Raw genomic sequence first — 23,240 nt, 5'->3', positions numbered from 1 at the left:
TTGTTAAATTACCCACTAGCTGTATTTCACTAAAATTTAAACAGCAATTTATCGGAACATCTCAGTTTGACAAAAAAATCTAGGGAAAAATCCGAAAAGCAGTAATTTTAGTTTGTAGTTTCAGTATATACCTACAAAGCTAAATATAGATACAATCAACTGTATCTTTGTAGTCGGAACTTCTGATACAGCTTGTGGGTCTACATTTGCCAAATGCAATCAATGCGATCTAACCAGATGCGACTCAAGAACTGGAAAAATTTGTTTTTTTGTATTTTGTTAACGTCCAGTGGTGGAAGCTGGTGTTGCATTAGAGTAGATGCGTCAGAATCTGCAATTACAGATGTTTTGCATTCTAATCATTTAGCAACTATACAGGTAACTCATGAGCAGTTATGTCATAAGTTGGAGCAAAAAGCAATTAACTCTTTGTGCAAGCTGTCGAGTGAGTCACATACTTTAGACTCTCAGATGCCGTTAAATCTAGCACAGCAAACACCAGAAACGACTCAAATCCCGGATCAAACCGAAGAACCTATAGATACTCAAAAGCAAAATGAACCGCCACAGCTAGAATCTCCGCCAAATAATTTGCCCATATCTCCTTCAGACTCAAAGGAGCAACTATTAAATTTACCTGAGGGAGAGTATTCTCAAAGGCGAGATAGGTTGATAGAACTGCTACGATCGCCAAAACAACCGTTTGAATCTAATAGCGATCGCGAATTGGGGTTACGGGTGCGGTTACGACCCCTAGAACAACAACCCTTAGAACAACAGCTACCACCACCAACAGAACAACCTGTACCTCAGTTTAAACCTATCGGTTATCTACAAGGACGTGTCGGCTACTTCCAAACGAATAACATATTTTCATCAAATGATAGTCCCATAGAAGATGGTTTAATTATTTCTGGACTGACATTAGCCTCTACATATTTTCCTTTAGGATCTAAGACTTTTTTAAATGGCTCAATCGATGGCAATCTGATTCGTTATATAAATCAGTCACAATATCATTACAATCAGGTGAGATTCAATCTCAGTCTTTACCAGCAGCTATCCCAACGAATGTTTGGAGAAATCCGTTGGAGCAATCAACAGTTATTTTATGCCAATAGCAGCGATCGCCCCGATAGCTTCAAAGCAGGCGATCGCTTTTTAAATGAAAATTCCCTACAGCTATCTTTGGGACGCCGAGATCCCCTAACTTCAAGATTAACCCTAGATAGCTTCTACGAGTTGAGTGTAAATTTTGCCGATCCCCAAAGTCGTAATCGGATAATCAATTCCTTTTGGGTATCTCTGAACTACTACTTGCAAAAGCCTCTCCAGGTTGGTGTTGACTACCAAATGAGTTTATCAGACTTTACACAGCGCGATCGAGAAGACGAATTTTATCGACTATTCGGACACTTAAATTACCAAATATCCGATACCATTTATATGAATGTCCAGGCTGGAGTAAGTTTAGGTAGTTCAACCGCCGAAAACATTGATTTTGATGGTTGGTTCTTCAGTATTAATTATGGTTTGCAATTAGGTCGGTTTTGAAATTTGTCATTTGTCCTTTGTCATTTGTCCTTTGTGATTTATCTTTTATTAAAAACTAATGACCAATGACCAATGACCAATGACCAATGACCAATGACTAATGACTATAAATAAGAAATCCAATCACTCCAGCTACCAGCATAAAGTTTACCCTTGCTAATACCAGCTAATTCTAAAGAAAGTAAATTCACACAAGCAGTAACGCCAGAACCGCAATATACCAATATTTCTTCGGCTGTTTTTAGCTTTTCCCAGCGACGGTGTTGTTCTTCTGGGGGGAGTAGGTAGCCGGAAGAGTCTGTAACTTCTTGCCAGGGATAGTTGACTGCACCGGGAATATGTCCAGCAATGCGATCGATTGGCTCTCGTTCGCCTTGGTAGCGATCGCTCTCTCTTGAATCTACCAATACTACCTCGTGGCTATCTTTCCGGCTTTTCACGGCTGTAATATCTACCACCTTTTCTGTTTGTACTTGAGCGACAAATCTACCCATCCGCGGGGGAGGAATAACATCTGTGACAGAATATCCAGCTTCTTGCCATCCAGCCAAACCGCCATCTAGTACTGCTACTTGCTCATGTCCTAGATAGCGCAACAGCCACCATAGACGAGCCGCAAAGGCAAAGCGCGAATCATCATAAGCTACAACTAAACTTTTTTGGTAATTTACCCCAATCGCTGCCAATTTGTTAGCTATATCATTAGGGTTAGGTAAAGGATGTCTCCCGCCATGCTTACCCACTGGACTGGAAAGATCCTGATTCAAATCTAAGTAATATGACCCCTCTATATGACTGGTTTGATACTGTTGTTGTCCTAGTTGTGGATCGGCTAAAGAAAAGCGACAATCCACAATAACGACTTGTGGATCTTCTAGATGTTCAAACAGCCAAGCTGGCGAAACAACAAATTGGGAATTGGGCATTGGGAATTGGGCATTATCTTAAAGGACTTACGCAACTGGCACAAATACGATTTATTACTACTGTTTGTGCTTGGTTGGTGGTGGCAATGTCATCAGTTGCGATCGTGCTAATCAGGTTTTTGTACTGTAGGATAACGTTACCAATGATGACTTTATCATCTTTTGTACCGAAGTCTAGCGATCGTTTATAGGTTGGGTTAAGGAACGAATACTAAGTTGCCAAACAGCTTGCTCTTTCTTTAGTTAACGAAATGCAGATATTTTTCCTTTGTATCGGGGATGGCAAAGACGAGTAGAATTGCTCTTAATTAGCCGCCATGCCGCAAAAAACCATCATCTGTAATGTTGGGTTTTGCTTTGTTCGACCCAAACTACAGAATCGATTCAATTAATTCTACTAAGGTGCATCTATTTCACTTCTGTGCTTAATATTATCAAAGCTGTATCCTAATTCCTCAATAAACTTTTCTAATTCATCTATATAAGAAAAGTAATAGTTATCTTTTTGCCTAATGTCCTCTCCTGTTTCATATTCTCCGCTTTCATGAACATCTCGCCGTAGTTCTTTGATAAGTACATGATATGGTGTTTTCTGTCTTTTTTCGGCTTCTCTGATTTTGATTAAATAGAGGGATTCTTCTAAGTAATCTTCTCTCTTCGGTGTAAATGTCAACTTCGGGAGTTTATTAATTAAAATCCAGCCTAAGTATTCATCATTATCAGTTTCTTTTTTATACCCCCATTGTTCTCCATGATTTAATTTTTTATCCAGTTCTATTTTATTCATATACCCTTTATTGAATTCATCTTTCATCAAATATTGTTTTCTTCTCGTACTCTAGTTTTATGGATTCGATAGTTGATTCATTTGGTTTCTTAATTATCCCAAATTTCCCCATTATTCGGTCAAGGCTCAAAGGTCAAAAAACTCTGGACTCTTGACTTTTTACTCTGGACAACCTATATCAAAAAAATATGACACTTACGTAAGTCCTAATTTAGTTTTTTGTTAAATGTCAGACATAGAGAATTTTACACCTAAGTTAACAGCAGATGGCTCCTTCACCTTTGTCTCTCAAGAGTTTGGTGAATCCTTTCACAGCCATTATGGAGCTACGCAGGAAAGTTTTTGCAAGTTTGTAGAACCTACTCAACTGGCTACAGCAGCGCAAAAACCTGTCTTGCGACTATTGGATGTTTGTTATGGTCTGGGATATAACACAGCTGCTGCTTTGCAAACAATTTGGAACGTGAATCCTAGTTGTTGTGTTGAAATAATCGGTTTAGAACTGAATCCAGCAGTGCCACAAGCGGCGATCGCCCATCAGTTGTTCGACAATTGGAACTGTAACTATATTGAAATTTTGAAAAAGCTAGCTTTTGAGCATCAAGTGCAGACACCTTGCCTGAAAGCGAAGCTACTAATTGGCGATGCTAGAACTACGATCGCGCTAGTACGTCAGTCGGGTTTCTGGGCAGATGCAATTTTCCTCGATCCCTTTTCACCACCACAGTGTCCTCAATTATGGACTGTTGAATTTATTCAACAACTCTCATTGTGTTTACATCCAGATGGTTTATTAGCCACCTATTCTTGTGCTGCTGCTGTACGCACAGCACTTTTGTCTGCTGGCTTGGTTATATCTTCTACCCCACCCGTAGGAAGGCGATCGCCTGGTACCGTGGCAACACATTCTCAAAATGCTGAGTCCAAAGACGACTCCCTATTCACTACCCTTTCAGAAGTTGAAAAAGAACACTTGCTAACTCGTGCTGCTATTCCCTATCGCGATCCTCAATTGAGCGATCCAACTGAAGTCATAGTCAGGCGGCGACAACAGGAGCAAGAAACCTCTTGCCTAGAACCTTCCTCTCATTGGCGAAAAAGGTGGTTATTGGGAACACAAGGTAGGGATTTTATGGGAACTAGTTTGTAGTTTGATTACAATATCATACAATATGCTACGTCTATGGACTGCAAGCCTAATTCAACGAGTTTTTACGAGTCAAATAGCTTAACTATATGTTAGTATTCAATATCACATCATATTTTACGGTACTAGATTATTCCTATAACTGAGTAAAAAAATTATATCTAAATGATTACTATAAAGACTTGAAACTCAAAATCCGATATTTTGATATAAATTGTTCAATTACAACGGTTTCTGACGCCACGAGGCTAAAAAATCTCCGTAAAAAACCTGATTTAACATTTGTGATAATTTATAATACTGGAATTAAAAGCAAAAAATTTGACAACAAGATACATCTTGTTCGTAACATAAAAGATACATGCTGCGAAAAATTCCATCCGCAGCTTGACATCATCCATAATCCATATCGAAATTCTGACTCAGATACAGTCAAATCTTAAATTTGTTTTTAAAATCTAACGCTGTTAACTAACTTGTGCAAAAACTTGGAGTGCCTTTGTGATTCAATGGAAATCCAACCATACAGGCTTTACAGAAAAAATTGTTAATGGGTCAAACCCCATTAGCACAGTGAAGAGTATCGGTTCAAATCATGCTGTAGAATCGCAAAATGCGGAGGGTTATTCTTTAGGCTTATCTCAAGGAGACCTTATGCTTGAAGATAGGCAAGCAATGTTTTCTTGGATAAAATCTGATGTTAATTGTGATGAAGATTCATTGGTCTCTAGAACACTACAAGCCAAAGGTTCTAAAGTGAATGGGTTTGATTTAGATCCGCCGAAGGTTTTAGTTGTTGACGATCATGCCGCCAGCCGGATGACTGCTGTTGCCCTCTTGGGGATGGAAGGATATGAGGTGATTGAGGCGGACACTGGGTCTATTGTTGTGGGATTGGTAACTCAAAAACAACCAGATTTGATTTTGCTGGATGTCATGATGCCAGGAATGGATGGATTTGAAGTGTGCCAATTGCTTAAACAAGATGAGCAGACTAGGCTAATCCCAGTAATTTTTATTACAGCGTTAAATGACAGGCGATCGCGCATTCGGGGAATTGAAGTTGGGGCAGATGATTTTCTCACCAAACCCTTCGATCGGGTGGAACTAGCGGCGCGTGTAAAGTCCTTGGTGCGGCAGAAGCGTCTGAACGAAGATTTAGACCATGCCGAACAAGTACTGTTTTCCATTGCCATGTCTATCGAAAGTCGCGATCCCAATACAGGCAACCATTGCGAACGTCTAGTAAAACTGGGACAAGTTTTTGGTGAATACCTCAACCTCACACGCTATCAAATTCGAGATTTGATGTGGGGTGGTTATCTCCACGATATTGGTAAAGTGGGTATTCCCGATGCTGTGCTGCTAAAAAAAGGCAAACTCACCCCCGAAGATTGGCAAATTATGCAGCAGCACGTTTTGATTGGAGAAAAAATCTGCCAACCACTACGCAGTATGCGCGGTGTAATTCCGATTATTCGTCATCACCACGAACGTTGGGATGGTTCAGGCTACCCGGATCGACTCAAGGGGGATGATATTCCTTATCTTGCGCAAGTATTTCAGTTAATTGATATTTATGATGCCCTGACTAGTGAACGACCTTACAAAAGAGCTTTTACTTCAACAGAAGCCCTTTTAGTGATGCAAGAAGAAGCTGATTCTGGTTGGCGTAACCCCAAACTAATGCAGCAGTTTGCAGAGTTTATTTGCTCTTTTCAGGAAAATGGGAAGACTGAGGAATAGGGAGTAATGATTTGTAGCTGCTGTAATGAACGCTAATTTGCATTATTATAATCTCTGCTTTTTATGAGTAAAAGTTATACCGACTCCTGAATTCTGAATTTTTTGATATTTTCAGTCTTCTATGATTAGCTGGTATGATTTGAGCCGAGATTTTAAAGTACTAACAGCACTAATCACAATTTCACTGATAGCTGATAGCTAATTATGGTAGTTGTAGCAATTCTAGCGGCGGGACGCGGCACACGGATGAAATCACGCTTACCCAAGGTTTTACATTCTTTGGGTGGGCGATCGCTAGTAGAGAGAGTTCTCGAAAGTGTAGAACCACTTTCGCCCTCACGGCGAATCGTGATTGTGGGATATCAATCTGAGGAAGTCCAAGCCGCCATGCATTCAATTCCCAGTTTGGAGTTTGTCGAACAGACTGTGCAATTGGGGACAGGTCATGCTATCCAGCAATTACTTCCTCACTTGGAAAATTACACAGGAGATTTACTGGTACTTAACGGCGATTTACCGTTAATACGCAGCGAAACTCTTAAGCAGATGTTACAAACTCACGTCCAAAATCAAAACTCTGCCACTATTCTCACCTCGCACCTACCCGACCCCACAGGCTACGGGCGCGTTTTTTGTAACGATGAAAATATTGTGCAGCAAATGGTCGAACACAAGGATTGTACGGCTGCTCAACGAGAAAATCAGCGGATTAACGCTGGAGTTTACTGCTTTCGCTGGCCAGATTTGGCAAAGGTGCTTCCCCACCTCCAGGCAAACAATGCCCAAAAAGAATACTATCTTACCGATGCCGTAACTCAGGTAGGACAAGTAATGGCAGTGGATGTGGAAGATTATCAAGAAATTCTTGGCATCAACGATCGCTTGCAACTGGCAGCAGCATCCGAAATTTTGCAAAAACGAGTCAAGGAAAAATGGATGCTGGCGGGTGTCACCCTCATCGACCCCACAAGCATCACCATTGATGAAACAGTGGAATTGCAGCCAGATGTAATTATTGAACCCCAAACTCACCTGCGGGGAAATACGGTAATCCAAACAGGAAGTCGGATTGGGCCGGGGAGTTTAATTGAAAATAGTCAGCTAAGTGAAAATGTCACGGTGCAATATTCAGTAGTTATAAATAGCACCGTGCAGGCCGGAAGCCGAATTGGCCCTTATACTCATTTGCGCGGTCAGGTACAGGTGGGTGCTGGTTGCCGTGTGGGAAATTTTGTGGAGTTGAAAAATACGCAATTAGGCGATCGCACCAATGCAGCCCATTTGTCATATATAGGTGATACTGTTGTCGGTAATCAGGTGAATATTGGTGCTGGTACAATTACTGCCAACTATGACGGCGTAAAGAAACATCGTACCAAAATAGGCGATCGGACAAAAACTGGCGCCAATAGCGTTTTAGTGGCTCCGCTCACGTTGGGAGATGATGTCTACATTGCAGCTGGTTCTACTGTGACAGAAGATGTGCCTGATGATTCTCTGGTAATTGCCCGTAGTCGTCAGGTGGTGAAACCCGCTTGGCAAAGGAAAAATGTTGAAAATGAAACCACAGATCGACATAAATAATTTATCGGTGTTAATCGCGTTTGATCTCTAGTCTTAGACTATAAACCACGATTTTTGCTAGATGTCTAATCTAGCTAGATTAGTAATATAGCCAAAATCTCAACATATAACATGCATGGAAGAACTGCTAGAACTTAGGCAATTTCTAGAACAAGGCAAAATCCATGAGGCGCTGCTGTTGGTGGATGAGTTAGAAGAAATGAGCCTCAATGACAAAATCAATAAAATTGATAGTTATGGTGTGATTCTGCTCATCCATTTAATTAAACAAAAGGCCGAAAAACGTTCTACTCGCTCTTGGGATGTTTCAATAGAAAATACAGTGCGGGAAATCAACAAAATAAACAAGCGCCGCAAATCCGGTGGCTTTTACTTGAATCAAGCAGAATTAATCGATATTCTGGAACAAGGATATCAAGTGGCACTGAAAAGAGCGGCGCTAGAAACTTTTGAAGGGCGTTATGAAGCCCAAGAATTGGCCGCAATGATTGACCAGCAAGAAACTTTAGCCGAAGCGCTGAAACTGATTCAACAATAGCCGATCAGTTCGTTGCCAGTCCATTCCAAAGTGTCACCAACTTTTTCGCCATCGTGGTAGGCGGCGAGTAAGATTTCGCTAGTTTTCCCCCAAGCGATCGCTCCACTAGCATCTAAGGCGATCGCTCCCAAATCGCGTTTGTTCTCGTGGGCTTCCCCAAAGGAACGCTGCATCGCTTCCTTCAGTGACATCCCATCAGTAACACGCACTACAATTCGTGCGGCTAAACACTCATCGATGATATCTTCACCAATGCCAGTACAGCTAACACCAGCATTACTAGTAGCATAATTACCTGCTGGCATCGCCGAATCACTTACCCTGCCAATCCGCTCAAATCCCTTACCACCAGTAGAAGTACCAGCAGCTAGCTTACCAGATGCATCTAAAGCTACTACACCGATGGTACCGCGTCCGCTATTGCTGGTTTCTAGCAGTTCGGGTTCTGCTACTACGCCAGCCATTGCGCTTTTAAAATTATCCTGGCGCTCTTGTATCCACTCTTGTAACCGCAAATCAGTTAAAGCGTTATAGCTGGGAATTTGCATTTCTCGCGCCAACTCAGCCGAACCGAAATCTGATAGCACTCGGTCTGGGGAGCTTTGTAAAAATTGCGCTAAATCAATCGGATTTTTCACCCGCGAGATATTAATCACACCACTAAACCGCCCTGATGCACCATCCATCAGGGAAGCACTCATACGGATTTGTCCATCAGATTGCAATACTGAACCAGTACCAGCATTAAAACGGGGGTTGTCTTCGAGCATTAGGCAACCCCGCACCACTGCCTCTGAGGCAGTTGCTCCTGACAATAGCAGAGAATAAACTTCTTCTATTACTGTATGGAGCGATCGGCGCACCGCCTCTAATCCGCCTTTACCGTGGAGAGAACTACCAGCCCCACCATGAATAATTAATTTAGGTTGCACCTGTAACTCCATTAATCTCTTGCGCTATTTGCGTCTGTATCGCGGTTGGTTTCATTTTGAGCTTCAGAACGGCGACGACGACAACGTTCTGAGCAGTATTTCACATCGTCCCAGCAATCTTGCCACTTTTTACGCCATGTGAAAGGACGTTGACATACCGGACAGATTTTTGTAGGTAGGTCAGATTTAGAACGAACACGTCCCATATAAATACTGTGTAAATGAGAATTTAATTTCTGAGGGAGATGGAAGATAATTATAACCAGTTTGCTATGAAGGCAGGATAAATTCGACGAACAAATATATTGTCAATCTATCCTTAGAGTTATTTGCAATATCTATTCTAAAAAGAGAGAGGCTTTAAATCTTACTATCCTTCTCTTTTAAGGACTTGCAAAAAATAAATTATCCCCAACTATTTTTAGATTTGTAGAGGTGCAAGGACTTACATTGGTGTCAACTTAAGGTTAAAGCTTTTAGCGGTTTATCTCATTGCCTGTCGGAGCAGGGGAATGTTTAATGGGAGGCAGTATTTCTAGCCTCTGACTGGAAACGAGATATTAAAGGAGTTTTAGCTTAAGTTTACTGATACCAATAAAGGACATGAAAGACCCCTGACGACGTTAGGGCAAGGAAAGCTGTTTCATGTCCTAAAAGGTGCTGATTTACAAGCGTTTCAAGCAAAAAATCAGGTGAATAAAAAATCTGATTGCACAAGAAAATAGTGATGCCCTCTCCTGTCGGAGACGCTTTGCGTAGCTTGCTTCCCCGTAGAGGTACGGCAAGGCTTCTCTACGAGAGGCTACGCCAACGCTAACGCACTGAAATTGACTCTTTGAGATAGTAATTTTTCGATTACTAACTTCCCCGCATTTACTGTCTATGTTGTTGACAATATCCTTAATAGATCGAATGAAATAGACTTGGAGGTTAGGGTAATTAAAAGTGCTTAAACTCATATCGAAACACATTTAAAACAACCTCTAAATACTAGACGTTGTAAATAACTTGATAGTACATAGCAAAGTACTTTTCAAACAATTTTTAAATACTATATAGGGTCAGTAACTTGATAGTAGAATGTTTTTTCCTTAATAAAAGAAAATTTACGTAAAACTACTGTTCATCGAATTCTAATAGTGCTATTCTTTGTATGCCACTAAAAAACAAGTTGTAGTGGCACGACAAAAAACCAGTTGACCTTACTAATTCTTAGGAAAGTAAAATCATGATTATCAACGATCTTTCTCATGTAGAAACCGTTCTTGAAAATGACAATGTTCAAGGTGGAATAGCTTTTGCAGATGCTAATTCAAAAGCATTCGCTTTTGGTAAAAACATCGCTATCACCAGCATTGCTACTAGCACCGTTGCTGTCTCCAAGAAATACAGCCTATCTGCTAGTGTCGGTTCATCTAGTTCTTCTGCCGGCTAAATATGCCTTAGTCCTACAGTGTACTACAGTGCATTTTAGATAGAAAAATTGCTGAAAGTTATCAAAAACTTTCAGCAATACATTCGTTTTTCAAAGAGAGCTTTTTTATGGAACGATTAAGAATTTCCGATCTCAGTTTTTGTGAAAATGAAACTTCCGATCTTAGTCAAGTACAAGGGGGAGTTGCATCTGCTTACGCACGTAGCTATTCTACTGCTAAGAAAAGCAGTTATAAAGTAGACAAATTCGGTATTTCCGCTGAGATTTCAGGTGCTCTTGCTGGTGCTCTTGCTGGCGCTATTACTGATGGTGATAAAGCTATTGCATCTGCCAATACATCTGCAACAGCTTCCTAAAGCTTGCATAACCACATTGTAGGTAACTTTTATGGGCAATGTCCATAAAAGCTTCTTATAAATATTTCTATACCTCTATCTTATACCACATAGTAGTATAAGACAGTAGGTAAAAGTGACACTTCAACGTCGCTCACTGACCATGCTTGTTTTTGAGTTCAAAGCTTATGAAAAGTCAGCCCAGATAACAGCAGTAGATAATGCAATTCTGACTGTAAAAATTCATTAAAAATAGCTGTATTTGGCTATAGATGAATGTTAAAAATACAGCTAAAAAAGATTTGCATAAATTCTTGAATTGATTGTGCTGTATTTGCAGCTAACTTTCCTTTTACTAATGAACTTAACCCAATGGTAAGACTTACCAGTGGAAAACAAGCATGGTCTTTCTTTTATCTCTTAATTTTATGACAACTGTAAAGAGGATACTCTGGGTTTCAAACCATTCATTTTTATAGCTATTTATTTGTATTTATTTAATACTTATCTGTCAGGGTGCAAAATCACAAAATCATTTGCATACCTAATGACTTAGGGTTCCCATAAATCAATTTTGTATCGATCTGAGTGGAATACGTAAGTAGGCGAGAAACCCAAAGAAATAAAACCTCGTTCTGCCAAAACTCGATCGATTTGATTTGTGATAGTAAGGGTAACTATTACTTGCCCCATTTGCTTACCCTAAAGACTTGGTAGTATCAGCTTACCCGTTTCAGCAAACTTCTGAAAACAAAATATTTTTGAGAGATGCCTTAAAACACAAAGACGCAAAAGCACTCCCTGCGCCTTTGCGTCTCTGCGTAATATATTCCCTACTACACCATCTCAGACGAAGCCTGGACTACCGGTTGCGGCTGTGGCTGGAACATGAACAACGAGTAAACAACGTCTCGGCGGATGTTTACCATCATATCCAAGAACAATTCATACCCCTCGCTCTTGTATTCAATTAGCGGGTCTTTTTGCCCATAACCACGTAATCCCACCGATTCGCGCAAGGCATCCATTTGTTGCAGGTGTTCGCGCCACAAGGTATCAATGCGTTGCAAGATAAAGAAGCGTTCCGCTTGGCGCATAAGTCCGGGTTGAACTTGGTCAATCTGCGCTTCTTTGAGGTCGTAAGCAATTCGTACCTGTTCGTGGAGGAAGGCTTTAATCTCGCTGACTGTAATATCTTCTAATTGACTAGCTTGTAAATCCGCTAGCAGATAGACGAATTCTTTGACTTTCTCAACCAACTTTTCTAACTCCCACTCTTCCGAGGGTAAGTCTATGTTGATGTAGAAGTCAACGATGTCATCCATCGTTTTTTCAGCGTATTTAATCACCTGTTCTTTCAAATCTTGACCTTCTAAAACTCGGCGGCGTTCAGCATAAATAGCACGACGTTGATTATTCATCACCTCGTCATACTCAAATACCTGCTTCCGAATGTCGTAGTAGTAAGTTTCAACTTTTTTCTGTGCACCTTCCAAACTCCGGGTAAGCATCCCAGATTCGATGGGCATATCTTCTTCCACTTGGAAGGCATTCATTAACCCAGCGACGCGATCGCCACCAAAAATCCGCAGTAGGTTATCCTCTAAACTGAGGAAGAATCTCGTGGTTCCAGGGTCGCCTTGTCTTCCTGCACGTCCGCGCAACTGGTTATCAATCCGGCGCGATTCGTGGCGTTCTGTACCAATTACGTGCAAACCGCCGATACCCACTACCTCTTCATGTTCGCGGGTAGTAAATTGTTCGTATTCCTGTTTGACGCGGTTGTAAGCTTCCCGCAATTTCTGAATTACAGGGTCATCAATGGGGGCTTTTTCTGCGGCTACAGCTACCTTTTCTTCAGCTTCCAATTCTGGTAAACTGCGATCGCCATACTCACGCACTGCAATTTCTACTGCATCTTTGAGTAGTTTTTCTGTTTCTTTTGTCAATTGAGTCGGGAAAATTTCTGGCGAAGCTCGCCAAGTTTTGACTTTTTTACCAGGGACAAAGCCTTGACCACCACCATGTCCTGTAGGCAATCCGGCTGCTCTTTGCACGCCAAAGGCGTCTTCATCTTCTGGCATGACAATTCGGGGCATAAAGTATTCCCGTAGCTTCAGACGTGCCATGTATTCGGAGTTACCACCCAAAATGATGTCTGTACCTCTACCAGCCATGTTCGTAGCAATGGTAACAGCACCCTTGCGTCCAGCTTGGGCGACAATTTCCGCCTCACGCTCGACGTTTTCCGGTCGGGCGTTGAGTAATTCGTGAGGAATCTTCAAATCCTTCAATAGGCGGCTGAGAAGTTCGGATTTTTCTACACTAGTGGTTCCTACTAAGACAGGTCTGCCGAGTTGGTGCATTTCGGCACATTCTCCGGCGATCGCTCCCCACTTACCTGATTCTGTCTTGAACACCATATCAGACAAATCTTCGCGTCTGCGATCGCGGTTAGTGGGAATTACCGCAACTTCAAGTTTGTAAATTTTTTCAAATTCTGGTTCTTCGGTTTTTGCCGTTCCTGTCATTCCACCGAGTTTTGGATACAGCAAGAACATATTTTGGTAAGTAATTGTCGCTAGAGTTTGAGTTTCTGGCTGAATCTCTACGCGTTCTTTTGCTTCAATCGCCTGGTGTAATCCATCACTCCAACGCCGTCCGGCTAGCACCCGACCAGTAAATTCATCCACAATTACTACTTCACCATTGCGGACGATGTAATTTACATCTTTGAGGAAAAGTTCCTTGGCTTTAATTGCATTGAAAATGAAGTGCGCCCAAGGATCTTCTGGGTCAAATAAATCTGTGACTCCCAAAAGATTTTCCGATTCGGCAAACCCTTCATCTGTCAATAGAACGTTGCGAGCTTTTTCATCCACATCGTAATGCTCGTCTTTTTTGAGTGTGAATGCTATTTCAGCGGCTTGGAGATATTTTTCTGTAGGTCTTTCCACCTGCCCAGAAATAATTAGTGGTGTCCGCGCCTCATCAACTAAAATCGAGTCCACCTCGTCAATTACGCAATAATTAAACGGGCGTTGTACCACATCTGCCATTGATGTCGCCATGTTATCCCGCAGATAGTCGAAGCCGACCTCGCTGTTGGTAACATAAGTGATATCGCAGTCGTAGTTTTTCTGACGTTCACTAGGAGTCATGCTTGACTGAATTAGCCCCACACTCAGCCCCAAGAAGCGATGCACCTGTCCCATCCATTCAGCGTCTCGACGAGCTAGGTAATCGTTTACGGTGATGACGTGTACACCTTTACCAGTAAGGGCGTTTAAGTAACTTGGCAAGGTAGCGACTAGTGTTTTACCTTCACCAGTTTTCATCTCGGCAATTTGCCCCACGTGCAAAATAATACCACCAAGGAGTTGGACATCAAAATGCCGCAAGCCTAATACTCGCCGTGCTGCTTCCCGAACAACGGCGTAAGCTTCTGGCAATATGTCATCTAGGGTTTCGCCTTTAGCGAGCCGTTGTTTAAATTCGACGGTTTTACCTTTTAACTCATCATCGGAAAGAACCTTAATTTCTTCCTCTAAAAGGTTAATTTCAGTAACAGAAGGTTGGTATTTTTTAAGCTTACGAGCGTTGGGGTCGCCCAACAAAAGTTTTAGCATGGCAGGTTATAGAACTGAATCAAGGGGGATGAGAATTAAAGGATCGGCATTGATTATAAACATTTAACCCAGCCCAAACGTCTTGGTCGTGGATGGGTGTGAAATGAGAATTACCTCAAAAGCGGGATAAAAACTAGCCAATCATTTAATAAACTGATTGGTTTTAACTCTTATCTTATATTTACTCTTTCTTCATAGTATCATTTTGCCCCCAGATGGGGCCAGAGAGGGTGTGGGGGAATAGAGTTAGGAGTTAAGAGTTAGGAGTTATGAGTTATAAGTTATGAATTTTTCAACTCCTCACTTCTCACTCCTCACTCCTCACTTCCACTCTGCTGTCAGGCGGCGGAAATTGTAATCATTAGCACTGGGATGACAGCTGACACAGCTGCCAATCTGGACGGGACGTGATAACTCAACTCCTGGATGCAAAGCTTTGAAATAACGCGAGTTGTTGAGGCGATATGGTGTTTCTTCGTCGTCTAGCTGCACGCGGGAGAAAGTCGAAAGATATTTCCACACCAAGATGCGTTGCGGATCGACTAAAGGCTGGAGTTGTGCGCCGTAGTGCTGCGAGTCTTGCAGGATATTTTTCCAAGTTTGGGTAGGTAAAACGGCTGGCGGTATGGCAATGTGACATTTGGAGCAGTTTTCTAAATAAAGTTCTTGCCCCAATTGGTATTGTGCAGGTACTACATCAACAGTGCCAATTTCAGCGGGAGGAGTTGCACTTTGGGCGTTAGTTGCCAAGGCTAGAAGCCAACCCATAGCTAAACTCCACGTTATAATTACCAGAAGTAAACCGAAAAATTGGCGTTTGAACTCACGTTCGGCGCTTGGCTGTAGCGCTTGGCGTTGGCGTAGCCCGCCGTAGGCATCGCGGATTTTCCGCTTAACAAAAATTGACATTCCTCACATTCCCAGATATTTAAAAGTGGCGCTTGTGCTAATCATAAGACTTACGCAGTATTGACAGTGTTTCAAATTTTGTGTAAGTAGTTTTGTCAGCAAGACATCGTTTTATATTGACAACAGTAATATAAATATCTATTCAGCACACCACTGACTATGCAAGGAAAAGTATTCTAGTAGTTTTAACCTGACTCACTATAAAAATCAGCCACAATATCTCGGATTTCATTTGCACCAATATCTTCTCGGTCAGATTTTGAATAAATCGTTAGTAGCAAAATACTTGTAGGTGACTCAACTTGATAAATCAATCGGTATCCAGCACTCTTACCTTTTTGGATACTACTGTTACGAACTCTCATTTTATAAACAACATACTCCTCACCAATGCCCGCAATTCTATCTCCTACAATATTTCCTTATTGTAATTGCTCAATAATTGGTTGAACATCAGAGCGAATATTGCGAAATTTTTTTGAAAGGTCACGCAAGTTTTATTTATATTCAGGAGTTAAATCGATGAATACCGATAGCTGTTCATTCGGCATCAATTCCCTCCCACATTTGAGATAATGGCAAGCGTTGCCCTGTTTTGGCTTGCTGCAAGGCTCTCCTCAAACTAGCTTTAATCTCCTCAACGGGCGTATCATCAGGGTCAAGCTCTTCTGCTTCTGCTTGTTCTGGAACGCAAGAAATGCAGTTACCGCTACCTTGGATAGCTGTTTTTTAGATCGTCGAAGTCACTTTGCATTAAGGAATAGAAACCGATCGCAATAATCGCTCAACAACAGTTCTTGAATTGCGCCCTCCTCTAGGAATAAGTCGATGGCACAGAACATAAGGGACAAGAAATTTCACATCATCGGGAATGGCATAATCACGCCCTAATAGAAAAGCTAAGGCTTGAGCAGCCCGTTGTAATGCTAATGTGCCACGGGGACTGACACCAAGGGCGATTTCCTCGTCTTGACGTGTTGCCCGTACCAATTCGAGAATGTATTGTTGCAAGGAAGTTGCTACTTTTACTTGAGAGCAGAGATAACGCAATTCCTGCACTTCTGCCAAGGTAATACAAGGCTGCAAATTAGCAACTTTGATACCATTTTGGAGATTTTGTAGCATCAGGAGTTCTTCTGCCTCAGAAGGATAGCCCAAACTCAGCGACAACATAAACCGATCCATTTGCGCTTCTGGCAGGGGAAAAGTACCTTGATACTCGATAGGGTTTTGAGTAGCAATTACAAAGAAGGGCTGAGGAACTGCACGAGAGACACCATCAACTGTTACCTGATGTTCCTCCATAACTTCCAATAAAGCTGACTGAGTGCGGGGTGTGGCGCGGTTAATTTCATCAGCTAATAACACATTGGTAAAGACTGGCCCAGGCAAAAAAGTAAATTCGCCGCTTTTTGGGTTCCAGATGTTAGTGCCGGTAATATCAGTTGGCAGTAAATCGGGAGTGCATTGTAGCCGTTGAAACTTGCCATCCAGCGAGCGAGCTAAGGATTTAGCGAGTAGGGTTTTACCAACACCAGGAACATCTTCTAAGAGAGCATGGCCACCACCTAGCAATGCTACTAGCACTAAGCGTATTGCCTCAGCTTTGCCAACGATGGTAAGAGCCAGATTTTGTGTTAAAGCGTCGATTTTTTCTCTCATGCGTTGTGGGGAGTGAGGAGTGTGTAATGGGGAGTTGGGAGTTAGGAGTCAGGAGTTATAAGAATTCTTCCCTAATGCCCAATGCTCAATTTTCCTAAATACATTGTTCCCACTTAGAACTCGTAACTCTGCCAATTTTAGATTTTGAATTTTGAATTTTGGATTGAAATAAAAATCTAAAATCTAAAATCCAAAATTGAATGACTCCAAACTCCTAACTCTTAACTCCTAACTTTTAACTTTCCGCTCCAGCACTCAAAACTTCTCTAGCAACAACGCAGTCAAGTTGAATTTGTGTTTTCAGGGCTTCGAGAGAAGGAAATTTTTGTTCGGGGCGCAAAAATTTAACTAGTTGCACAACCAGTTTTTTGCCATACAAATCGCCAGACCAATCGAATAAATGTACTTCCGCAGATGAATAAGTACCGTTTATAGTTGGACGATTACCGATATTCATGACACCCAAGTTCTCACTAGGAGCGGTATCTGTTGTTTCATTGAGAGTGAAAACACGGACAGCGTAGACTCCTTGGCGGGGCAAAAACTTTTCTTTTGGTAGTTGGAGGTTAGCGGTGGGAAAGCCAATTGTTCTGCCCAATTGTTGACCTTGAACGACATCACCAAGAAGGGCGTAAGGGCGTCCTAGTAACAGATTTGCGTTTTCGATGTCTCCCTGCTCAAGGGTTTGGCGGATCAATGAAGTGCTAATGCGAGCATCCTGAGTCGGAGTAGTACTGACGCAACTGGTTTGGGTGGACGAATCACCTGTATAAGTTTGTAAAGGAACGATGGTAACGGGAATATTGTGCTTGGCGGCGAGTAATTGCAAATCTTGAGCAGTACCACTGCGCTTTTCGCCAAAACAAAAATCCTGTCCAATGCTAATTCGTTCGCATCGTAGTTGTTGCACGAGAATTTTTTCGACAAATTCTTCGGGGGTCAACGCAGACAATTCTTTGTCAAAGGGTAGTAATACCAGTTGTTCTACCCCAAGCGATCGCAATTGTTGGACTTTTTCATCCAGTGGCGTTAACAAAGTTCGGGGTTGCCCTGTAAAGAACTCCTGTGGATGGGGGTCAAAGGTGACAACTGTTGAATAAGTATATTCTTGATTTGTCAGTTGATTTTCCTTTGAGTGCGGACTACTAGCTACTGATAAGTGACCACCAGCGTGCAAGACTGGTTGAATTACCCTTTGATGACCAAGATGAACGCCATCAAACTTGCCAAGGGCAACAGCAGTCGGCGTTAGTAGCCCAACGCTAGAAAAAGCAACCCGCACAGAACACCCATTTTTAGACAAATTTAGCACGTGGATTCTGAGATTTTAGGTTTATTTTAGCTCTCAGCAGGAAGCTACCCTATGGTAAACCGCCTTCAGGAGCGCTGAAAGCCTCTGATCACCAATCTAATCTAAAATCTCCAATTCCTCCGATCGCAATCTTTAAGTAGAAAACTTGCTAACAGGAAAAGATTCTGATAAGACAACTGAGGTCGGAACCTGAAGTACCAATCCTTCCCGTGCCATAATCGCACCAGGAAATTTTTCAGCGGCTTCTTTGCCGACACGATCCAAAAAGTCGTCATCGTGCGCCGGGTCGTGGTGGTAAATCACCAGAGTTTTGACGTTAGCGGCTTGTGCCACTTTTACAGCTTCTTGCCAAGTAGAATGCCCCCAGCCAATTTTCGGGGATTTTGGCGAGTGGTATTCCTCGTCTGTGTAGGTAGAATCGTAAACCAGAATGTCAGCATTACGAGCTAACCACAACACATTGTCATCGAGTCGATCGGGAAAATGTTCGGTATCAGTGATGTAAGTAGCTGCACCACCACGCCAGTTGACGCGGTATCCAACAGCTTCACCTGGATGGTTTAAAGGTGCTGTTTCTACGGTAAGGTCATCAATGTGGATTGGTTGCCCTGGCCGAATGTCGTAGAAATTTAAATTAGCTTGCATAATCTGCAAGGGTACGGGAAAGTTCGGGTGCAACATTTGATCGTTGAGGCGCTGTTCTATGGTAGAACCATCAGGTGCGATCGCGCCGTAAATATGAAAGTCATTCCCCTTTACAAACCCTGGCGTAAAGAAGGGAAAACCTTGCATGTGATCCCAGTGAGAGTGAGTAAAAAATATGTGAGCTTCTAACGGCATTTGGCGCAACAGAGATTGCCCCAAAACATGTAGTCCCGTGCCAGCATCGAAAACTAAGCGTTTATCGCCCGCTTGCATTGATATGCAAGGGGTATTACCGCCGTAACGAACAGTGTGTGGCCCAGGGCTGGGGATGCTGCCACGAACGCCCCAAAATTGTACGGTAAATTGATTCTCTATCCTAGACATGGGTGTTGCTTGCTGGACTGAGCGGGCGATAAATGAAAGAATTGTTACTTCTTTTGTTGAAGTTTATGCTGTCTCACTGATTTTGCTTGAGGAAGGATTTCTTGGTAAAACAGCATATCCTGTTTCTGGCTGATTGTGTAAATGTGAATGAAAGACGTCAGTTAGAACTTTTTAGGTTTTGGGGTGAATGTGTATCGCTTATTTCAAGAGTGCCCCTACGTTATAGCCTACATTTTTCGTGATGTATTTGAATAACCCCATTTTTGTCCTGATAAATCAAATGATTCCAGGAAAATTGAATTCCCAATCTGATAATTTATCTAATCCAGTTGCGTAAGTAAGATTGTATTGTAATGGAGTGATACTGATGTAGTTTTTACGTACAACTTCCACATCTGTAGGTACATTTTGAGGCAGATTTAATCCGCTTGGGAGTTCCACATCCTCAACTACCTCTCCGGTTAACCAGTAGTACGTTTTTCCACGAGGATCGACTCGTTTATTAAACACATCAATGTAATGCCGTAGGCCTTGACGGGTGAGAGCAACTCCGGCAATTTCTTCCCATTTGACCGCAGGAATATTGACGTTGAGCAACATTAAATCTGGCAGCGGTTTTTGGGCTAACTGGTCTACGAGAACTGTGGCAAACTTAGCAGCAGCTTGAAAATCTTTAGATGTGTGACTCATCAGACTCAGCGCTACGCTGGGTATGCCTTCAATTAGACCTTCCATTGCCGCAGAAACAGTGCCAGAATACAGAATTTCAGTTCCCAAATTCGCACCTTGATTAATACCAGAGAGAACTAAATCCGGGGGAGTTTCCAGCAAAGCCCACAGCGCCAATTTGACGCAATCTGAAGGCGTGCCATCACAAGCCCAAGCTTTGACAGTAGGATGAAAAATCTCTTCAACAATTTCGGCGCGAATCGGTTGGTGTAAAGTTAACCCGTGTCCAGTTGCCGATCGCTCCCGATCGGGACAAACTACACTCACATCATGACCAGCCTCTGCCAAATAGTTGGCTAGGGTACGAATCCCCAAGGCAGAAATGCCATCATCGTTGCTAATTAGTAATTTCATGGTCATTAGTCATTGGTCATTGGTCATTGGTCATTAGTCATCGATCATTAGTTATTAGTTATTTGTTATTAGCCATTTGTCAATGTCTGAGGTCACAATCAGCAAAAAAATATTTATACTCACTAGAGAGTGTGGCGGAATTTTGCCTACTTTTAAGACAAGTTGCTCAATCTCCAAGTCTGGTTAAGTGAGATGTTAGCTGGATTTACACGACCGCTGTACTAGCCCAATCGTCTATAACTGATAAACAGAGGTTTGGTTTCAACCCTCACCTTTAGCTGATGTTAATGGTATAACTGTAAGTTTATTTATCGACCAGTTCACAGCTTTTGACTATAGACTAATGACAAATGACCAATGACTAATAACTAATGACTAGCAATTTAGAAGCTCAACTTTTAGCACTGCGGCAAGAAGGAGAAAAAGCGATCGCAGCCGCCGACACCTTAGAACGTCTGGAGGAACTCAGAGTTAACTATCTGGGTAAAAAAGGGGAACTGGGGGCACTGTTGCGAAGTATGGGGCAAATGAGTGCAGAGGAACGACCAAAAATTGGAGCGATCGCCAATACAGTCAAAGAATCCCTGCAAACTAGTCTAGACCAGCAACGTGCTGCCTTAGAAGCCGCGCAAATTCAAGCTTTGCTAGAGGCGGAAACTCTGGATGTAACTATGCCGGGAATTTACAGCCCCCAAGGTCGGATTCATCCTCTCAACGGCATTATCGACCGGGCGCTGGATATCTTTGTCGGTATGGGCTACACCGTGGCTCAAGGGCCAGAGATGGAAACAGATTATTATAATTTCGAGGCTCTCAACACCCCGCCAGATCACCCCGCCCGTGATATGCAGGATACCTTCTACTTGCCAGATGGTAATCTTTTACGGACTCATACCTCATCAGTGCAAATTCGTTACATGGAAAGAGAAGAACCACCGATTCGGGTCGTGGCTCCAGGGCGAGTTTATCGGCGAGATAATGTAGACGCGACTCACTCAGCAGTTTTCCATCAAATAGAACTTTTAGCCATTGATGAGGGACTAACTTTTACAGACCTCAAAGGCACAATTAAGGTATTTTTGCAAGCAATATTTGGCGATTTACCAATTCGTTTCCGCGCCAGTTATTTCCCGTTTACCGAACCTTCGGCTGAAGTAGATTTGCAGTGGAATGGGCGCTGGCTGGAGGTGATGGGCTGCGGTATGGTCGATCCAAATGTACTTAAGTCTGTGGGTTATGACCCAGAAGTTTATACAGGGTTTGCTGCCGGTTTTGGTGTAGAACGCTTTGCAATGGTGTTACATCAAATCGATGATATTCGTCGCTTGTATGCTAGTGATTTGCGGTTTTTGCAGCAATTTTAGGCATACGTAATAGTTATGTACTGCAAACAAGGTAAGAATAAATAATGACTTCAGTTTCCAGGTTAGATCGAGTTTTAGAAAGCATCGAAGACTTATCAGTAGATGAACAAGAAACATTAATCGATCTGATAAGTCATCGGTTGGCAGAACGGCGGCGTTCTGAAATTGCTGCTAATATCGCTCAAGCACAAGCAGAATACCAGTCGGGTAAAGTGTTCCGTGGTACAGTTACTCAAATAATGGATGAGTTACGCAAGTGATAACTGTAGTTTTGGCATCATCGTTTAAACGAGCATTTAAGCGATTGGTACGACGACAGCCAGAATTACAAGAGCGGATTGGAGAGCGGTTAGCACTACTAACCGCCGATCCATTTGATCCATTGTTGCAGACTCATAAACTTAAAGGCAAACTGTCTGGAGCTTGGGCGTGTTCAGTGGACTATGATTGTCGCATTGTCTTTAACTTCGTGCAAAATATAGAATCTGGGGAAGAGGAAATTTTGCTAATTGATATTGGCACTCATGACGAAGTGTACTGAGTTTTAAATGCTGTTCTAGTATTTTCCTACTGACAAATTTTGGATTTAGGATTGAATAATTCAATGACTGCGATCGCTGGCAAACGCCTAACACTTGAGGAATATTTGAAGTATGATGATGGCACGGATAGCCAATATGAACTGGTGGCAGGTGAGTTAGTTGCAATGCCACCTGAAAGCCCGAAAAATGTCCAGATATCTCTCTTTTTGCTGATCAATTTCCTCAAGTTTGTCCCAGTTAATCGGTTAAGTAACAAAGTTGAAATTGTTGTTGCTGGTTCTCGCGCGACAACTCGCATTCCTGACTTAGTTGTGCTGACGGATGAACTTGCAACAGCCTTAGAAGGTGCAACGCGATCTACAATCACTTTGGATATGCCTCCTCCAGCATTAGTTGTCGAAGTTGTTTCTCCTGGCAAAGCTAATGAAGATCGAGACTATCGCTACAAACGTTCCGAGTATGCCGCAAGGGGAATTGCTGAATATTGGATTGTCGATCCACAAATAAATGTAGTTACCGTACTGATATTAGTTGACGGGTTTTATGAAGAAACCGATTTACAGGAAACAGTGCGATCGCTTCTACGATTCTCCCAGAATTACAGCTAACCGCAGATCAAGTACTCAAAGCTGGAGAAAGCAATACGGATGATGCCATTTCTTAGTTTAAATTTAAAATCAAGACAGGCAATCTGTAATTTATTTGCAATTTCCTAATTACTAATTA

Annotated in this window: 21 protein-coding genes and 2 pseudogenes; 11 read left to right on the top strand and 12 right to left on the bottom strand. The window is 42.2% G+C overall.

Translation table 11 applies throughout. The annotated features are described in order from the left end of the window. The first annotated feature begins 222 nt into the window (after positions 1-222). On the top strand, positions 223-1,554 hold the full coding sequence (locus tag RMY64_RS22170; protein WP_416211848.1) for a hypothetical protein: 1,332 nt from the start codon (positions 223-225) through the stop codon (positions 1,552-1,554). A 104-nt stretch (positions 1,555-1,658) separates the two neighbouring features. Here the strand turns inward: RMY64_RS22170 and RMY64_RS22165 are convergent, their stop codons facing one another. Together RMY64_RS22165 and RMY64_RS22160 are read right to left on the bottom strand one after the other, a co-directional pair. Then, positions 1,659-2,480 carry a sulfurtransferase gene (locus RMY64_RS22165; protein ID WP_322701115.1) on the bottom strand — a complete coding sequence of 274 codons (822 nt, stop codon included), beginning with the start codon at positions 2,478-2,480 and terminating at the stop codon, positions 1,659-1,661. Positions 2,481-2,877: 397 nt separating this feature from the next. Then, positions 2,878-3,294 carry a hypothetical protein gene (locus tag RMY64_RS22160; protein ID WP_322701114.1) on the bottom strand — a complete coding sequence of 139 codons (417 nt, stop codon included), beginning with the start codon at positions 3,292-3,294 and terminating at the stop codon, positions 2,878-2,880. Positions 3,295-3,493: 199 nt separating this feature from the next. On the opposite strand from RMY64_RS22160, the gene RMY64_RS22155 reads away from it, so the two are divergent. The 4 genes from RMY64_RS22155 (at position 3,494) to RMY64_RS22140 (ending at position 8,282) form a co-directional block, all read left to right on the top strand. Beyond that, positions 3,494-4,417 (top strand): tRNA (5-methylaminomethyl-2-thiouridine)(34)-methyltransferase MnmD, encoded by a 924-nt coding sequence (locus RMY64_RS22155; RefSeq protein WP_322701113.1) that lies wholly within the window; start codon positions 3,494-3,496, stop codon positions 4,415-4,417. 498 nt (positions 4,418-4,915) lie between these two features. Continuing rightward, positions 4,916-6,160 carry a two-component system response regulator gene (locus tag RMY64_RS22150; RefSeq protein ID WP_322683970.1) on the top strand — a complete coding sequence of 415 codons (1,245 nt, stop codon included), beginning with the start codon at positions 4,916-4,918 and terminating at the stop codon, positions 6,158-6,160. A 204-nt stretch (positions 6,161-6,364) separates the two neighbouring features. Further along, on the top strand, positions 6,365-7,744 hold the full coding sequence (glmU, locus tag RMY64_RS22145) for a bifunctional UDP-N-acetylglucosamine diphosphorylase/glucosamine-1-phosphate N-acetyltransferase GlmU (RefSeq protein WP_322701112.1): 1,380 nt from the start codon (positions 6,365-6,367) through the stop codon (positions 7,742-7,744). A 115-nt stretch (positions 7,745-7,859) separates the two neighbouring features. Then, positions 7,860-8,282, top strand: coding sequence for a DUF29 family protein (locus RMY64_RS22140; protein WP_322683972.1), 423 nt, complete (start codon positions 7,860-7,862; stop codon positions 8,280-8,282). On the opposite strand, the gene RMY64_RS22135 is transcribed toward RMY64_RS22140, so the two are convergent. Together RMY64_RS22135 and RMY64_RS22130 are read right to left on the bottom strand one after the other, a co-directional pair. Next, positions 8,273-9,226: an isoaspartyl peptidase/L-asparaginase gene (locus tag RMY64_RS22135; RefSeq protein ID WP_322691372.1), complete on the bottom strand. Its 954-nt coding sequence runs from the start codon at positions 9,224-9,226 to the stop codon at positions 8,273-8,275. The genes RMY64_RS22140 and RMY64_RS22135 overlap by 10 nt on opposite strands. Beyond that, positions 9,226-9,420 (bottom strand): DUF2256 domain-containing protein, encoded by a 195-nt coding sequence (locus tag RMY64_RS22130; RefSeq protein ID WP_289799005.1) that lies wholly within the window; start codon positions 9,418-9,420, stop codon positions 9,226-9,228. Before RMY64_RS22130 ends, RMY64_RS22135 begins: the two co-directional genes overlap by 1 nt. A 1,022-nt stretch (positions 9,421-10,442) precedes the next feature. On the opposite strand from RMY64_RS22130, the gene RMY64_RS22125 reads away from it, so the two are divergent. Further along, positions 10,443-10,649 (top strand): hypothetical protein, encoded by a 207-nt coding sequence (locus RMY64_RS22125; protein WP_322675266.1) that lies wholly within the window; start codon positions 10,443-10,445, stop codon positions 10,647-10,649. A 107-nt stretch (positions 10,650-10,756) separates the two neighbouring features. Continuing rightward, positions 10,757-11,005, top strand: a complete 249-nt coding sequence (locus RMY64_RS22120; RefSeq protein ID WP_322701111.1) for a hypothetical protein — start codon at positions 10,757-10,759, stop codon at positions 11,003-11,005. Between the two features lie 531 nt (positions 11,006-11,536). Here the strand turns inward: RMY64_RS22120 and RMY64_RS22115 are convergent. From RMY64_RS22115 to surE, 8 genes and pseudogenes are all read right to left on the bottom strand, one after another. Further along, positions 11,537-11,677, bottom strand: a complete 141-nt coding sequence (locus RMY64_RS22115) for a hypothetical protein (protein WP_322701110.1) — start codon at positions 11,675-11,677, stop codon at positions 11,537-11,539. 143 nt (positions 11,678-11,820) lie between these two features. Continuing rightward, the gene (secA, locus tag RMY64_RS22110; RefSeq protein WP_322701109.1) at positions 11,821-14,613 is read right to left on the bottom strand and encodes a preprotein translocase subunit SecA; all 2,793 of its coding nucleotides are present in this window, start codon (positions 14,611-14,613) and stop codon (positions 11,821-11,823) included. Positions 14,614-14,934: 321 nt separating this feature from the next. Beyond that, complete coding sequence (locus RMY64_RS22105) at positions 14,935-15,522, bottom strand: cytochrome C (RefSeq protein ID WP_322701108.1); 588 nt, start codon at positions 15,520-15,522, stop codon at positions 14,935-14,937. A gap of 185 nt (positions 15,523-15,707) precedes the next feature. After that, a pseudogene (locus RMY64_RS22100) lies at positions 15,708-16,016 on the bottom strand (type II toxin-antitoxin system RelE/ParE family toxin). 259 nt (positions 16,017-16,275) lie between these two features. Next, complete coding sequence (locus RMY64_RS22095) at positions 16,276-17,184, bottom strand: MoxR family ATPase (RefSeq protein WP_322675261.1); 909 nt, start codon at positions 17,182-17,184, stop codon at positions 16,276-16,278. A 235-nt stretch (positions 17,185-17,419) separates the two neighbouring features. After that, entirely contained in the window at positions 17,420-18,496 is a 1,077-nt protein-coding gene (locus RMY64_RS22090) for a bifunctional riboflavin kinase/FAD synthetase (RefSeq protein ID WP_322691375.1), read from the bottom strand. 132 nt (positions 18,497-18,628) lie between these two features. Then, positions 18,629-19,525 (bottom strand): MBL fold metallo-hydrolase, encoded by an 897-nt coding sequence (locus tag RMY64_RS22085; RefSeq protein WP_322675259.1) that lies wholly within the window; start codon positions 19,523-19,525, stop codon positions 18,629-18,631. A gap of 276 nt (positions 19,526-19,801) precedes the next feature. Further along, on the bottom strand, positions 19,802-20,608 hold the full coding sequence (surE, locus tag RMY64_RS22080) for a 5'/3'-nucleotidase SurE (protein ID WP_322675278.1): 807 nt from the start codon (positions 20,606-20,608) through the stop codon (positions 19,802-19,804). Positions 20,609-20,979: 371 nt separating this feature from the next. Here surE and pheS point away from each other — a divergent pair, with 371 nt between their 5' ends. The 4 genes and pseudogenes from pheS (at position 20,980) to RMY64_RS22060 (ending at position 23,178) form a co-directional block, all read left to right on the top strand. Further along, on the top strand, positions 20,980-21,972 hold the full coding sequence (gene pheS, locus RMY64_RS22075; protein WP_229490194.1) for a phenylalanine--tRNA ligase subunit alpha: 993 nt from the start codon (positions 20,980-20,982) through the stop codon (positions 21,970-21,972). Between the two features lie 44 nt (positions 21,973-22,016). Then, positions 22,017-22,232, top strand: coding sequence for a hypothetical protein (locus RMY64_RS22070; RefSeq protein ID WP_322701107.1), 216 nt, complete (start codon positions 22,017-22,019; stop codon positions 22,230-22,232). After that, positions 22,229-22,513, top strand: coding sequence for a type II toxin-antitoxin system YafQ family toxin (locus tag RMY64_RS22065; protein ID WP_190730806.1), 285 nt, complete (start codon positions 22,229-22,231; stop codon positions 22,511-22,513). The genes RMY64_RS22070 and RMY64_RS22065 overlap by 4 nt, the downstream gene beginning before the upstream one ends. 63 nt (positions 22,514-22,576) lie before the next feature. After that, a pseudogene (locus RMY64_RS22060) lies at positions 22,577-23,178 on the top strand (Uma2 family endonuclease). Positions 23,179-23,240: the final 62 nt, after the last annotated feature.

It is taken from the genome of Nostoc sp. DedQUE08, assembly GCF_034530895.1.
GTDB lineage: Bacteria > Cyanobacteriota > Cyanobacteriia > Cyanobacteriales > Nostocaceae > Nostoc.
This window is presented reverse-complemented; position numbering and strand designations above follow the sequence as displayed.